Here is a 15,649-nt window from a genome sequence, read left to right as displayed (position 1 = left end):
AAAGTCGGGAGCGATCGCTATGTTATCAGTCAGCGATGCAGAAGCAATTATTTTAAATTTAGTGCAACCGTTGGCTCATCAACGAGATACAGAAATTGTAGATTTATTCACAGCAGATAGTCGCATTTTGGCAACGGCTGTAACCAGTCCGCTAGATTTTCCCCATTGGGATAATTCGGCAATGGATGGTTACGCAGTTCGTTACGAAGATGTACAGCACTCTAGCACTGAAAAACCAACTGTTTTAGAAATCGTTGAAGATATTCCGGCTGGGTATCAACCTAAGTCTACAATTCAACCAGGACAAGCAGCGCGGATTTTCACGGGTGCGGTGATCCCAACAGGTGCGGATACTGTAGTCATGCAAGAGAAGACACGCCGCCAGGAAAACCGCGTATTTATCTTGGATACGCCAAAACCACAAGGATTCGTCAGATACAAAGCATCTTTTTATCAAGCTGGAACACAATTACTACCAGCAGGAATTAAGTTAAATGCCTCAGAAATTGCTGTATTGGCAGCAGCACAGTGTCCGCAATTAAGTGTTTACCGCCGTCCACGGGTGGCAATTTTTTCCACTGGTGATGAGTTGATGACAATTGATCAACCATTGCAACCAGGGCAAATTGTGGACTCTAACCAGTATGCGCTGGCAGCTTTGGTGAGACAAAGTGGCGCAGAACCGTTAATTTTAGGTATTGTGAAAGATGATCCAGTTGCTCTGGAAAAAGCCATTGCCCACGCCATTGCGATCGCTGATATCGTTCTCTCTTCTGGTGGTGTCTCAGTGGGAGATTATGATTATGTTGACAAAATTCTAGAGTCACTAAAGGCAAAAATCCACATTCAGGCTGTGGAGATGAGGCCAGGAAAACCCCTTACCGTCGCCACCTTCCCCAATACAGACGCGATTAATCGCGCCTCTCCCCACTCAGCACTTTATTTTGGTTTACCAGGGAACCCTGCTGCTGTATTGGTGACATTTTGGCGATTTGTGCTACCAGCAATCAAGAAACTTTCGGGAATTGCTGAAGGTTGGGAAACAGTATTTTTGAAAGTGCGATCGCATGATGAATTGCGATCGGATGGCAAGCGTGAAACTTACCTTTGGGGTAAGCTACATTTAATTGATGGTGTTTATGAATTTCACAAAGCTGGTGGGAGTCACAGTTCCGGCAATTTAATTAATCTAGCTCAAACCAATGCCTTAGCTGTTTTACCGGTGGGTAAAACATTAATTTCGCCACAAGAAGATGTGCAAGTTTTGCAGCTTAATAAGGATTAGTGACTGAGGATGAGGTAAGAATTTTCCCAATCTTCAATCCCCAATCTTAAAATATTTGTTCAAAAGCGTCAATCAAGCTATTAACTTCCTCAAGGGTGTTGTAATGCACAATACTCACCCGAACTATTCCACCTTGGGAGGCTAACCCCAGGTAATCGATCAGCCGTTTAGCATAAAAGTCACCGTAGCGAATTCCTATATAATGTTGGTCAACTTTTGCCGGAATGGTTGAGCTATTTATTCCATCTACGACAAAAGATATAGTTGGCACACGGGATTGGCGGTCAGCCTTTGATTGACCAATTACTCGGACATTAGACTTGCTATTGAGGTAATTTAGCAGGCGATCGCTAATATGTTCTTCATGTCTGCTAATTAAATCAAATGTCTGTACCATTTGACTTCTCAAATCAGGTGCAGTTTGATTTCCGTAGTGCAGTTGTGCTAATTCACTTAAATAATCGCATAAACCTAACATTCCATAACTTAATTCAAAATTGACATTTCCTAACTGAAATTTATAAGGTATATCTGTCTGTTCAATAAAATAATGGTTAAGACCAGGCAATCTTAATAGATGTTCTTCTTTTCCATAAAGTAAGGCATGGTGTGGGCCATAGACTTTATAACAACTCAAAGCATAGAAATCAACATCTAAATCTTGCACATCAACTAATCTGTGGGGTGCATAAGCTACACCATCTACACAAATCATTGCGTTGCGATCGTGGACAAATGCAGCAATTTCTTTGATCGGGTTGATGGTTCCCAGAACATTAGAAGCATGAGTCAAGGCTACTAGTTTGGTACGCTTACTCATCAATGCTTCTAAATCTTCTAAATTAAGTTCCAAGGTGTCTGAGCGAATTTGCCACACTTTAACCTTCATTCCTTGTTTTTCAAGAGCGACCCAAGCACCAATATTAGCCTCATGGTCACAATTGGTAACAATAATCTCATCGCCAGGTGTGAAAGTTTGACCCAGACAAATAGAGAGAACTTTCAACATCATTGTAGTAGATGGGCCCATGACTACTTCTTTATAAGAATTGGCGTTAATGAAAGTAGCCATTCCCCTAGTTGCTAAAGCTAATCGTTCTCCTGCAAGCTGAGAAACCCCATAAGAAGCTCCTAGCTGAACATCAGAACTCAAGAGAAATTCGCTAATTCTATCTACTACTTTTTGTAAAGTCTGTGACCCACCAGCATTATCAAAAAAAGTCCATTCACCAGCTAGAGCGGGAAAATATTGACGAACTTTTTCAAGATTAAGAAACATAGTATTAGTCCTTAAAAAAATGTTATTTACCCTAGCTTACCTTTTGGCAACTCGCCCAGAGAGCATCTACATCCTCTTTTACTGTTTACAAAAAAGCAGTGATTGCTGAAGGAAAGAAGTATTAGCAGAAACTCTAGTTGTCGGTTATTTATTGTCCACTAGTATAAAAACAATTGTATCGAGCAGAAAGTACCGTGCGATACAAAGCGAGAGCGTCCGTCCACAGCCAAGTGTAGGTTACTTCTGCAATAACTGTCTTCCTGCTCCTTCCTCCTGAAAGCTCGCCGTGGTAGCTTTCTTGTTGTGCATGAATCTATCTAGATGGGGTATAATCGGGGGCTGAAGAGTATCTTACTGACATATCTAACTTCCAGCAAGGGTTAATGTCTTGATTCTTCACAATTTACGCCATTTTTTTTGATAAGTTTAAGGTAGAGTCAAAGCAATTATTGTTTTGATTATGAATTCCTTGATTGGAAAGAAGGAACAAACTATGAACACTACAGTTAAATACGAGATTGAGGTTATCAAGAAAGAAGCACTTAAACTGGTTAAAAAAGGACTTGTTAACCGTCAACAGCAAATTTATACCCTCTGTAAATATATTCCTCCTCGTGACTGGGTTACTTTTGAGCTTGAGTTAGAAAAAAGCGAATTTCTACTCAGAGATAGAATTATCGATCTACTGAACAACGAATTGTGGGAAGATGATTTAGGCTGCATTTGAACCGAAAGCTCATTAGCAGTATGCCAATAAAATCAAAATTAAAAATTAATTTTTCACCATTAAAAACCCTCGAATTAATTCGGGGGTTATCAACAAGAGATTATTAAAGTAAGCATTGAAGAAATCAGAATTCAGGAGTCAGAATCAAGACGCTCTTTATGAGACGCTTTGCGTAGCTTGCTTCTTTGCCGGAGTAGGCGGACTTGCTATCACTGCGCTATCCGCCAGTCGTACAGAATCTATTTTATATTCTGACTCCTCAATTCTATTTATTACTGAAAATTAGGGAAAAATAATTATACTAACCTATGCCAGCCAATTGGCATTAGGTAGATAACTCTTCTAGCCCTATCCATTCGGTAATGGATTGCCATTGGCTTACATAAACAGTAGTACTCCTACGTTTTTCTTTTTGAGCTTTTCTAGGTGGTTTACCCAAAACAGCATCGGCGAATGAATTAGATTGGTTCCACTTATAAACAGGCATTTCTTGCCAACAGTGGCGACAAAACCAGTAAGTCTCTGCACCACGTATATGTTCTAAAAGCAAACTTGAACAGCAAGGACAGTAATTCATATTTTTCTCAAATCCTGTTAATAAAAGTGTGAACGCAAATCAGGGAAACTACTTGAGAAGCCCGTAGATATTTAAAACTAGCTGTCTATATTTTGAATATAGTCTTTAAATATGAGGAACTTGTGAGGAAAGTTAGAACACTTAATGGTATTGTAAATTTTATACATAACTAGCTAAGTAATAAATGGTTTCTTATTTATAGTGGTTTCCGCACAGGTAAGTAAGGTATAGAAAAAAATTACCAGTAAGCAAAAGTTAACAATTATTACAAATTGCCGAGTCTCCATTACCCCCAATACTTCTCGGTTAAAGGGAAAAGGGGGAAAGGGAAAGAAAAAATCTTTAACCCTTCCCTTTTAACCTTTTCCCAAAACCCAAGAAGTATTGCCATTACCCCTTATTCTCAGAGGGGAGCACTAGTTCCCCAATCCCTCACAAGTTTCTCAAATTGTTTTCTTAAATTTAAGGTGTGGGTAACTTTGGCAAAATGAATGGGGTAAACTCAGCTAATGAATATTGTTAGGAAGATTAATGATAAGTTAGCGATCGCAGGACAAATTACACTGTGTCAGCTACAACAAATAGCTGATGAGGGTTACAAGTCTGTACTTAATCTACGTTTGCCCGACGAAACAGGCTTGCTAGCTGACGAACAGGAGAAAATTGAGCTTTTGGGATTGTGCTACCTTAACTTTCCAATTAAACCTGAAGACATTAATCATCCACCTACGCTCCAGATATATGAGACCATTAGCGAATTACCAAAACCAATTCTGATACATTGCGATAATTCAATTCGTTCGGCAGCAATAGCATTGTTATATATCGCCATCAAACAGGGCATAACGTTTGAAAAAGCACTGGAAAAAATTGTTAGCTTAAGTTTGATATAGTTATTAACTTAGAGGAAAGGGAAAAGGGGAAAGGGTAAGGGATTTAAACCCTTTCCCTGTTACCCCTTACCCTTTACCCCGCCAAGTTCACTTGGCGAACCACTAGTAAGGAAGGATCTGGGGATTAGCTCTTTATGGGACTTAACCCAGAAGTGCTATAGCTAAATCTCTGAAATTCGTCATGTATGAACTACTTCAAGCTGTCTTCAATGGTGATGAAAAAACTTTTCTACATCAGTTTATTTATGCGTTGAGTAGTTTAGATAAGCGTTACTTCCTGAAAAATGAGATTTTGCAAGCTTTTGCCGATTACTGTCATCAATCCCAAAAGCCAGCCTATTTTTACTACTCTTCTTCTGTTGGCAAACTGATACAGTACATTCACGAAATAATTATTGAAGAGGAAAGTACTTGGTTGGTGATTCGGGCTAAGATTGCTAGCCAAGAAGTTTGGAAACTGACAGCCGACTTAAGCAGCTTTGAGCAGATGACACCTCAAGCGCTATTAGATGTGAGCGATCGCCTTGTCAACTGCTACCAACCCCATATTTTCGAAATTAACTTTCATCCTTTTTATAAAAGTTCTCCCAGAATCGACGATGCGAGAAATATAGGTCAAGGTTTAGCCTTCCTCAACCGTTACTTGTGCAATCAAATGTTGGCTGAACCCAAATATTGGGTAGAAATGTTATTTCAAGCATTACGTGGGTTGCAATGTAACGGTATTCGCCTGTTGTTGAGCGATCGCATTCCCTCCGGTATTCAGTTAGCCAAACAAATTAAGCTAGCGCTCAAATTTTTGAGTCAGCGATCGCCTCATGAACCTTATGAAAAATTTCACTTTAATCTCCAAGAACTCGGCTTTGAACCGGGTTGGGGTAACACTGCGGCGCGAATTTCCGAAACTCTAGAACTCCTCGACCGACTTATTTATTCTCCAGAAGCTGGCATTTTAGAAACATTTCTAGCCCGCGTCCCTACCATTTTTCGCGTCGTCCTTATTTCCATCCACGGCTGGGTGGGACAGCAAGATGTTTTAGGAAGAGATGAAACACTCGGTCAAGTTATCTACGTTCTCGAACAAGCTCGTAGCTTAGAAAAGGAACTGCGAGAACAAATTAAACTTGCTGGACTCGACCAGTTAGGCATTAAACCCCATGTGATTATTCTGACTCGATTAATCCCTAACTGTGAAGGGACATTTTCTAACCTACCCTTAGAAAAAGTCCAAGATACTGAAAATGCTTGGATATTACGCGTTCCTTTTGGTGAATTCAATCCAGAAATTACTAATAATTGGATTTCTAAATTTGATATTTGGCCCTATTTAGAACAATTCTCTATAGATGCAGAAAGAGAATTACTAGCTCATCTTCAAGGCAAGCCTAATCTATTTATTGGCAATTACAGCGATAGCAATTTAGTAGCTTTTCTCCTATCTGGTTGGATGAAAGTTACCCAGTGCAACATTGCCCATTCTTTGGGAAATCCTAAATATATATTTAGTAATTTATCTTGGCAAGATTTAGAAGCACAATATAACTTCTCGGCACAATTCACCGCAGATTTGATTAGCATGAATGCAGCCGATTTAATTATTACATCATCCTATCAAGAAATTATTGGCACACCCGACACCATAGGTCAATACGAATCGTACAAGTGGTTTACAATACCGCATTTATATCATCTGGTTGATGGGATTGATTTGTTTAGTCCTAAATTCAACTTCGTGCCGCCGGGAGTAAATGAAAATCATAGCAATAAATTACTACTGCTTGCTAAAATGTTTAGTTTTTGGAATTTTCTTGTTCCTGAAAATAACGAAGTCAGAGATCAGTACATTGAAACCTTATTTCATCTCATTTATAAGCCCAGAGTAGAAAAGATTTTAAAAAAACATTTAAGGGGATTAGGGATCGGGGATTGAGGGCTGGGGACTCGGTACTGGAGAAAGTTAGAACTCTGTTCATCCACCTCAGATACTCATTCATCCACCTCAGATACTCATTCATCCACCTTTGATACTCGTTCATCCACCTTTGATACTCGTTCATCCACCTCAAAGACTGATTAACGGAGTTCAAAGACTCATTCATCTAGCTCAAAATTCCCAATCCTAATCTTAATTTATGCAAAAAAAAGCTCGTTCTCGCCATTTTATCTACACAGACTGGATATTAATCGAAACTCAGTTTGACCCTGAGCAATTGCACTCCAAAGAAACGGTCTTTACAATTGGCAATGGCTACCTGGGAACAAGGGGCAGTTTTGAAGAAGGTTATCCTCATGCGCTACCAGCTACTTTTATCCACGGTGTCTACGATGATGTGCCGGTGGTGTACACTGAACTAGTAAATTGCCCTGACTGGCTACCTTTGGTAGTAATTGTGAATGGCGATCGCTTCCGTCTCGATCAAGGTGAGATATTGCGCTATGATCGCCAGCTTGATTTACGCCAAGGGCTACTGATGCGTGCCTTACGTTGGCGCTCTCCCAGTGGGAATAGTATAGATATCAGTTTTGAACGCTTTGCTAGTCTTGCAGATCCGCACGTATTGGCGCTACGCTGCCATTTAACACCAGTAGATTTTGATGGGTTAATCGAAGTTCAAGCTAGTATCAACGGCTATCCAGAAAATCAGGGTTTCAATCACTGGGAAGAGCTAGAACAGGGCAAGACTGACCAAGAAATCTGGTTGCAACGCCGCACCCGCAGTTCCCGAATTGAAGTCTGTATGGGAGCTAAGGTGATAATATCTGGCACTGAAGCATCTCTGCAAGTTAATACTGCACCTGGTTATCCGACTTTGAACACGACCTTCGTGGGTAAAGCACGACAGACCGTAACGGTAGAAAAAATTGTCACAGTTTTTACCTCACGGGAGATTGAAACACCAATCACAGCCACTCAAGAAAAACTCGCGTACCTGCCAGACTACGTAACATTACTAAAAGCCAATGAGCAGGCATGGGAGGAGGTTTGGCAGCAAAGTGACATTCTCATTGAGGGGGATAGCACCGCTGCTTTTGCTGTTCGCTACAATCTGTTTCAGCTGCTGATTGCTGCCCCACGCCATGATGACAGAGTGAGCATTCCTGCTAAAACCCTTTCTGGGTTTGGTGATCGCGGTCATATCTTATGGGATACAGAAATTTTTATGCAGCCTCTGTTTCTGTTTACCCAACCCGCGATCGCTTGTAACTTACTCAGTTACCGTTGGCACACTTTACCAGGAGCTAGACGCAAGGCAGCCTATTACGGCTATAAAGGGGCAATGTTTGCCTGGGAAAGTGCTGATACCGGAGATGATGTCACACCACGTTGGGCTATTGGTAGTGATTTTTATAATGAAGATGTGCGGATTTTGTGCTGCGATCGCGAAATTCATATCAACGCAGATATTCCCTACGCCGTTTGGAACTATTGGCAAGCCACTGGTGATGATAATTGGATGCAAAAATACGGCGCAGAGATTGTTTTGGATACGGCGATCTTTTGGGGTAGCCGGGTGGAATTCAATCCTGAACGCGAAAAGTATGAAATTCGGGGAGTGATGGGAGCGGATAAATACCATCAATTCGTCCACAACAACGCCTTGACAAACCGGATGGCGCAATGGCATCTAGAAAATATCATCGCTAAAATATTGCTTCTTTATGACTCATCAACAGAACTAATCGAGCAGTTCGAGGGATTTTTTCAATCGGAAGATATTAATTTAGCAGACTATGAAGGGCGCGATCTCTCCATGCAAGCCATCTTGGGCGTTGCTCAAATCAACAAATATCAAATAATCCAGCAGCCAGATATATTAATGCTCCTCTATTTAATGCGGCAATCAGCAGATTTTGCCTACAACAAAAAAGTATCGCAGGCTAACTGGGATTACTACGCACCCCGCACCGATATTACTTATGGTTCGTCTTTTGGGGCAGCAGTTCATGCCATATTAGCTTCAGACTTGGGCAAATCAACCGAAGCTTACGAACTGTTTATGCAAGCGTTAATGGTTGATCTTGAAGATAACCAAGGTAACACCAACGATGGAATTCATGGCGCTAGTGCAGGTGGCATTTGGCAAGCTGTAATTTTTGGATTCGGCGGCATTCAACTAACCGAAAATGGCCCCGTAGCCAACTCCCACCTACCCCCTGGCTGGACGCGCCTGAAGTTTAAACTGCACTGGCGTGGGAAATGGCACGACTTCGATCTGCGTGGAAGACAAGTCGCCCAAGACACAACTCGTCAACTAGAATATCTCCAATTTTCCCAGTCGAGCAATCTACCATTCATCAAAGAACTATTAGATTGACAATAAGAATATAAGAAGTATAACCAAAGCAGGTATGGGGCAATGGTGCGATTAAAACCTTGGCAGTGGGTCGTTTTAGCAATCCCGATCGCGTTTATCATTATTTTCTTACTGGTATCCGCCGGTTTGCAAATTCATGCGTGGGGCATTAGTTGGATTTGGGGTGTGTTCACCCTTCTATTCGTGGGTTGGCGTTGGCTATTGGTCAAATGGACTCAACCAGCTGTTAACCAAGTTGAGGCTGTATTAGCTCAAGTCCGCGAAGAACTGGAATCGACGGCAGAAGATGCAGTAGAGCTACCAGTGGGAAGTGATGCCACAAAGCTTGCAGAAAACGCACTCCAAGAAATTCTCCAAGCAGCACAAAGCGATCGCCCCATTTGGGAAGATTGGCAAACTTTTTGGATGCGATGCCAGGATTTAGTTGTAGCGATCGCTCATATCTACAATCCGCAAATTCAATATCCCCTGCTGAATATCTACGTTCCCCAGGCTTACGGGCTGATTCGCGGAACAGTGGATGATATGGATCAGTGGATGCAAAAGTTATCTCCAATCCTCAATCAGGTAACGGTTGGACAAGCATACCAAGGATACGAAGTCTACCGGAAGTTGGAGCCATCGGCTCGGAAATTCTGGCGTGTTTGGAACTGGGCACAGTGGGTTTTAAATCCGGTGGCGGCGGTGGCAAAACAAGTCAGTCAGGGTTTTAGTAACCAAGCAACTCAGCAATTGTTGGGAAATTTAAGCCAGTTATTTCGAGAAGCTGCCCTGAGAAACTTATGTCAGCAGGCGATCGCTCTCTACGGACGTAGCACATTACCAGTTGCCGCAACCGTAGTCTCTACACCAACTCTACCCCAGGCAAAAACCCAAACACTCCGAGACATCTTGACTCAAGCTGAACCAGCCGAGGCGGTTGAGCAAAAACCCGTAAATATTCTCCTGGTGGGGCGCACAGGATCGGGGAAAAGTAGCCTGATTAACACGCTATTTCAGGCGGATCTCGCAGCCGTTGATGTTTTACCCAGTACTGATCGCATTCAAAATTATCAATGGCAGACTGAAGGTGGGGAAACCCTAACGCTTTTGGATACACCTGGTTATGAACAAGTAAACCGTGCCGATCTTCGAAATTTGGTGCTTGATTATGCCATTGACGCAGATTTACTGCTGTTAGTCACCCCTGCCCTCGATCCTGCCCTGCAAATGGATGTGGACTTTTTGCAAGACATCAAAGCAGAAGTTACAGATTTACCTGCGATTGCAATCGTTACTCAAGTAGATCGTCTGCGTCCCATCCGCGAATGGCAACCTCCTTATAATTGGGAATGGGGCGATCGTCCCAAGGAAATTGCCATTCGTGAAGCTACTGAGTATCGTGCCAAACTGCTGGGAAACTTTTGTAATCTAGTTTTACCCGTGGTTACAAGTGATAGCAAAACAAATCGAATTGCTTGGGGAGTGGAGGCGCTATCGTTGGGATTAGTCGATGCAATCGCCCCTACTAAGCAACTCCGTCTCGCCCGTTTTTTGCGTAATCTAGAAGCTCGCACCGTCGCCGCCGCCAAAATCATCGACCACTACACCTTCCAAATGGCGACAACACAGGGACTAACATCATTGCTCAAAAGTCCTGTCCTCCAGTTTATTTCTACGTTCTCAACCGGATCTCCAGCCCTAGCATATATGCTGGCAGAGCAAATTCCCGTAGAACAGTTGCCGGTTGTGATTGGCAAACTGCAAATGGGATATGAGCTTTTCTCGCTCTTAAATACAGCTAACCCTAACCCGCTCAACTTTGAATTGCGATCGCTCTGGCCACTACTGCTAGAAAACTCCGCTTCACCCGACCGCAACGCCTGGGCATTTGGTCACGCCCTAGTGGAGTACTGGACTCAAAATTTGACAGTTGAACAACTCCGGGAGCGATTTGAGTATTATTTAGCGATCACCAAATAATTTGTCTGCCTTGAATTGGGGACTGGGGACTGAGAACTGGGACAATTTTCATCAAGGTTTATCTCGTTCCCAGTCTCCTGACTAAGAATGCCCGTCGTTGAGGTTCCACCTCTTGAGTGACGGCAGAGCCGCCAGGAGCAGCATTCCAGCCAGAGGCTAGAAACGAGGTTTAAAGGAGTTTTAGCTTAAGCTGACACCCATACGCTCCTACAGATGATTCATTATCTTGCATAGATTTTTGAAAATAGTATAAAATTTTTCCCTAGGCGCAATACTGAATACTTACTCAGTAATTTCAAAATATTTATACACTTAAAATAAAGGAGTAAAAAATGCGTTAAGAGATTGTAGTCTCAATATCAAAGTTAAGATTACGATTAAGAGTAGGTGTCTGCTGAAACCTACCCGCTTTACCTGAGTTTCTATACAGACATCCCTTTTGCTCGGAGTCTTTTATGACAAATATATTACAAACATCCATCTTTCCAGAAGAAACTTTACATCAGAGCTATAACATTTCGTCTTACAACAGGCTACTTTCGGTCGTGAAGGATTTGGCTTCTGTGCGGACTATAGAAGAAATTATTGAGATTGTGCGTTTAGCTGCTCGCGATCTCACGAATGCTGATGGAGTAACTTTTGTACTGCGGGATGGTGAATGTTGCCACTATGTCGATGAAAACGCCATTGGCCCACTTTGGAAAGGTATGCGTTTTCCGCTTAGGTCTTGCATCTCCGGTTGGGCAATGCTGAATAAACAAGCAGCCGTGATTGAAGACATTTACCAGGATACGCGAATTCCGCTTGAAGCTTATAAAGTTACTTTTGTCAAGAGTTTAGTGATGGTTCCCATACGGATTGCTGATCCACTGGGTGCGATCGGAGCTTACTGGAGTACACTACACCAAGCCACACCAGAAGAGATCGGACTACTTGAGATTTTGACCGACACTACAGCAGTTGCGATCGCAAACGTTCAACTTTTCCAGAAACTGACGAACCAAAACGCCCTGAAAGACAAATTTATTGCGATGCTAGCTCACGAGTTGAGAAATCCCGTTGCCCCTATTTCCAACGGCGTTCAGCTTCTCAAGTTGAAGGTGGGCGAGACTGGTGCAGTCGGACAAACAGTTTTAATGATGCAACACCAGATTAAGCACCTCTCGAAATTGATCGATGAGTTACTTGACGTATCATCCATCACTTATGGGAAGATTTCATTAAACGTTGAGAAGGTTAATCTGGTGGAATTGGTTCGCCAAAGTCTCAATGACCATGCACAAGCAATCAAGAGATCGAACCTTAACGTAGTACAAAACCTACCAAACACGCCTCTGTGGGCTTATGTTGACCCGACGCGATTCTTCCAAATCTTTGGGAACCTTCTTGATAACGCCTTAAAGTTTTCCAAGCCAGATGGGACAATCTGGGTGGATCTCTCCTTTATTCCAGGTGAAAATGGCTCAGGCAGTGTAGCGGTCTTATCTGTAAGAGACTCAGGCATAGGTATAGAGCCGACAATATTACCAGAACTATTCGAGCCGTTCACCCAAGCTGATCGCAGTTTAGATCGTTCCAGAGGCGGGCTAGGTTTGGGACTCTCGGTAGTAAAAAGTCTTGTGGAACTTCATGGTGGAAATGTTGAAGCCTCAAGTAGAGGGATTAATTTGGGAGCAGAATTCAAAGTTACTCTTCCTGTATGTGAAGAGATTACAGCTTGGGATAACGACCCGGAAATTATGGAAGCGGCTAAAAAATCGTTGAAGATTTTAGTCATCGAAGATAACGACGATTCAGCCATAACATTACAAGCAGTACTTGAGCATTTTGGGCATGAGGTTTCCATTGCCAATAATGGAATTTTAGGGGTAGAACTTGCAAGGAAGTTGGAACCTCATGTGATTATTTGTGACATCGGGCTTCCCGAAATGGATGGATTTGCCGTTGCACAGGAACTAAGTAAAGACTCCAAATTTAATCGTTCAATTCTGATTGCGCTTACTGGCTACGGTAGCCAGGAGGATCGGCAGCTTGCGCTTCAGGCTGGTTTCAAATGCCACTTAACCAAGCCTGTAGACTTTGAAATACTGACAGCAGAAATTGATCGATATTTTGATGGAGTACTATCAAGTTAAGGAATTTTGCGACTTGGGTCTTTTAACCGGGGAAAAGTCAATCCATTAAATCATCTGTGGCAGACCCACCCGGATAAAAGCGATCGCTCAAAATTTCCTCAAAAGGGTATAAAAATTGCTGGGGAAAAGTTGAGAGTGGCAAATTTGTTTCTCCTGATGCTAAATCCCTACCATTTTCATAAGATTCCTGGAGTGCTTCTTCAAGGTAAGGTTTCAGATTAGGATTCTCGCTCAACGACTTGATAATTTCCCGTCGTTGTACTCTAATTGTTGCTAACCAACTCCGACTGCGTTGATTTGGTTGATATTCCCATTTGAGGAAATGTCCAATTAATATACTAAGACGATTTCTCAATTCTTGGCGTTCCTTTCTTCCCAAAGATTCAATTTCCTCAATTAAATTGGGCAGGTCAAGCTTGTTCCATTGGTGATGACGCAGAAGGTTAGCCTGTTCTTGAGTCCAACTGTAAAAGTCTGCTTCATACGATTTTTGCATCCGCTTTTTGCCGTTTTTCAGATTTGTAGTGTGTATACAATTTCAAAATTCATAATTATGTTTTATATCATGTTCGGCAAATCACTTATAATATGTCATTGCGAATGCAACGAAGTGGAATGAAGCAATCGCAAAGGTTTGGGATTGCTGCGCTACGCTCGCAATGACATAAGTATTAAGTCGAACATGATATCAGATAGAAATTTCAATATTATCTGAAACAGGACTATTTGCATAAGCATCAGGCACGAATTACGAATTACGAATTAGAAAGTCACCACACTCCGAATTGATTCACCTTTGTGCATCAATTCAAAAGCATCATTAATTTTCTCAATGGGCATTACATGGGTAATTAAATCATCAATATTGATCTTACCTTGCATATACCAATCAACAATTTTCGGCACATCTGTACGTCCTCTAGCGCCACCGAATGCTGAACCTTTCCAAACGCGCCCAGTTACTAATTGAAAAGGACGAGTGCTGATTTCCTGCCCAGCACCAGCAACACCAATAATCACGCTGACACCCCAACCTTTATGGCAGCATTCTAATGCTTGACGCATAACTTTGACATTACCGATACATTCAAAACTGTAATCAGCACCGCCTTTTGTTAAATCAACCAGATAGGGAACTAAATCACCCTCTACTTCCTGGGGATTGACAAAGTGCGTCATACCAAACTTTTCCGCCAAGGCGCGTTTGCTGGGATTAATATCCACCCCGACAATCATATTTGCCCCTACCATCCGCGCCCCTTGGATGACATTTAAACCAATACCACCCAAGCCGAAAACCACGACATTTGCGCCAGGTTCCACCTTGGCAGTATTGATGACTGCACCAACACCAGTAGTCACACCACAGCCAATGTAACAAACCTTATCAAAGGGGGCGTCTTCCCGAATTTTTGCCAAGGCGATTTCTGGCAGCACCGTATAGTTGGCAAAAGTGGATGTACCCATATAATGATGAATCATTTGCCCATCAATACTGAAGCGACTAGTGCCATCGGGCATGACACCGCGTCCTTGAGTTAAGCGAATGGCTTGACAAAGATTAGTTTTGAAACTTAGACAATATTCGCACTGGCGACATTCGGGAGTGTAGAGAGGAATCACATGATCTCCTGGTTTGAGACTGGTGACACCAGCACCTACTTCCACTACCACACCAGCACCTTCATGTCCCAAAATAGCTGGAAATAAACCTTCAGGATCGTCACCAGATAGGGTAAAGGCATCGGTATGACAAACCCCGCTTGCTTTAACCTCAACTAACACTTCGCCGGCTTGTGGCCCCGACAGTTGAACGGTTTCAATCATCAACGGCTTACCTGCGCTGTAAGCTACTGCTGCTTTAACTTGCAATGTCAGCGCTCCTGTATAGTTTTGTAAATGGGCTTATTTGAGTTTATATCGGAGAGTGCTTTTAAGGATATGGGGCATTGGGATTAGGATAGAGACGACAGGTGACAGATTATAGGGAATAATCTTTGCTCTGCAACCTATTCCGTTCTTTACTTCCCAGTCCCCTCATAAATATTGAACACATGATAAACTTTTGTATTACTTCATCAGTATTTATAGCGGTTCTCGCTTGAGTGAAATACAAAATGTGGGAGGATGAACAAAGTCAACAGCAAAGTGCATCTGGTATGAAAGCATACTCCATTGACCTCCGCCAAAAAGTAATTGACACATATAATAATCAAGAAGGCTCCCAACGAAAACTGGCAATAAGATTTAGCGTCAGTTTAACTTTTATCCAGAAGCTACTAAAGCGATATCGAAGCAACGCGACAGTTGAGCCAAAGGCTCATGGTGGAGGTAATACAAGTAAGCTAAGTAGTGAGCAGATGGCAATAGTTATCACCTTACTGGAAGAAGACAACGATGCAATTTTGGTTGAGTTGTGTTCTCGATTAGAGGAACGAACGGGTGTTTTAGTCAGCAGAGCGACAATGGGAAGAA

10 protein-coding genes and 2 pseudogenes are annotated in these 15,649 nt (G+C 42.3%); 8 read left to right on the top strand and 4 right to left on the bottom strand.

The annotated features are described in order from the left end of the window. Nucleotides 1-19 precede the first annotated feature (19 nt). On the top strand, nucleotides 20-1,285 hold the full coding sequence (locus H6G97_RS24520; RefSeq protein ID WP_190943237.1) for a molybdopterin molybdotransferase MoeA: 1,266 nt from the start codon (nucleotides 20-22) through the stop codon (nucleotides 1,283-1,285). 46 nt (nucleotides 1,286-1,331) lie between these two features. On the opposite strand, the gene H6G97_RS24515 is transcribed toward H6G97_RS24520, so the two are convergent. Next, on the bottom strand, nucleotides 1,332-2,564 hold the full coding sequence (locus H6G97_RS24515) for a cysteine desulfurase-like protein (RefSeq protein ID WP_190943236.1): 1,233 nt from the start codon (nucleotides 2,562-2,564) through the stop codon (nucleotides 1,332-1,334). Nucleotides 2,565-3,057: 493 nt separating this feature from the next. Here H6G97_RS24515 and H6G97_RS24510 point away from each other — a divergent pair, with 493 nt between their 5' ends. After that, entirely contained in the window at nucleotides 3,058-3,291 is a 234-nt protein-coding gene (locus H6G97_RS24510) for a DUF4327 family protein (protein ID WP_190943235.1), read from the top strand. Between the two features lie 325 nt (nucleotides 3,292-3,616). On the opposite strand, the gene H6G97_RS24505 is transcribed toward H6G97_RS24510, so the two are convergent. Next, nucleotides 3,617-3,868 carry a hypothetical protein gene (locus H6G97_RS24505; protein ID WP_190943260.1) on the bottom strand — a complete coding sequence of 84 codons (252 nt, stop codon included), beginning with the start codon at nucleotides 3,866-3,868 and terminating at the stop codon, nucleotides 3,617-3,619. A gap of 509 nt (nucleotides 3,869-4,377) precedes the next feature. Between H6G97_RS24505 and H6G97_RS24500 the strand changes: the two genes are divergently transcribed. The 5 genes and pseudogenes from H6G97_RS24500 (at nucleotide 4,378) to H6G97_RS24480 (ending at nucleotide 13,174) form a co-directional block, all read left to right on the top strand. Next, nucleotides 4,378-4,761, top strand: coding sequence for a protein tyrosine phosphatase family protein (locus H6G97_RS24500; protein ID WP_190943234.1), 384 nt, complete (start codon nucleotides 4,378-4,380; stop codon nucleotides 4,759-4,761). 181 nt (nucleotides 4,762-4,942) lie between these two features. After that, nucleotides 4,943-6,514: pseudogene (locus tag H6G97_RS24495) on the top strand (sucrose synthase); the annotation flags it as partial. A gap of 379 nt (nucleotides 6,515-6,893) precedes the next feature. Next, nucleotides 6,894-8,981, top strand: a pseudogene (locus tag H6G97_RS24490) (glycoside hydrolase family 65 protein); the annotation flags it as partial. Between the two features lie 138 nt (nucleotides 8,982-9,119). Further along, on the top strand, nucleotides 9,120-11,039 hold the full coding sequence (locus H6G97_RS24485; protein WP_190943232.1) for a GTPase family protein: 1,920 nt from the start codon (nucleotides 9,120-9,122) through the stop codon (nucleotides 11,037-11,039). A gap of 455 nt (nucleotides 11,040-11,494) precedes the next feature. Next, nucleotides 11,495-13,174, top strand: coding sequence for a hybrid sensor histidine kinase/response regulator (locus H6G97_RS24480; protein WP_190943231.1), 1,680 nt, complete (start codon nucleotides 11,495-11,497; stop codon nucleotides 13,172-13,174). 37 nt (nucleotides 13,175-13,211) lie between these two features. On the opposite strand, the gene H6G97_RS24475 is transcribed toward H6G97_RS24480, so the two are convergent. Together H6G97_RS24475 and H6G97_RS24470 are read right to left on the bottom strand one after the other, a co-directional pair. Further along, a complete protein-coding gene (locus tag H6G97_RS24475) occupies nucleotides 13,212-13,670 on the bottom strand; it encodes a DUF29 domain-containing protein (protein WP_190943230.1) in 459 nt (152 codons plus the stop codon). Between the two features lie 266 nt (nucleotides 13,671-13,936). Further along, a complete protein-coding gene (locus H6G97_RS24470; RefSeq protein ID WP_190943229.1) occupies nucleotides 13,937-15,046 on the bottom strand; it encodes an S-(hydroxymethyl)glutathione dehydrogenase/class III alcohol dehydrogenase in 1,110 nt (369 codons plus the stop codon). A 245-nt stretch (nucleotides 15,047-15,291) separates the two neighbouring features. On the opposite strand from H6G97_RS24470, the gene H6G97_RS24465 reads away from it, so the two are divergent. Then, on the top strand, nucleotides 15,292-15,649 hold a 358-nt coding region (locus H6G97_RS24465; RefSeq protein ID WP_190943228.1), incomplete at its 3' end, for a helix-turn-helix domain-containing protein.

The sequence above is a fragment of the Nostoc flagelliforme FACHB-838 genome (genome assembly GCF_014698065.1).
Taxonomy (GTDB): Bacteria; Cyanobacteriota; Cyanobacteriia; order Cyanobacteriales; family Nostocaceae; genus Nostoc; species Nostoc flagelliforme_B.
This window is presented reverse-complemented; position numbering and strand designations above follow the sequence as displayed.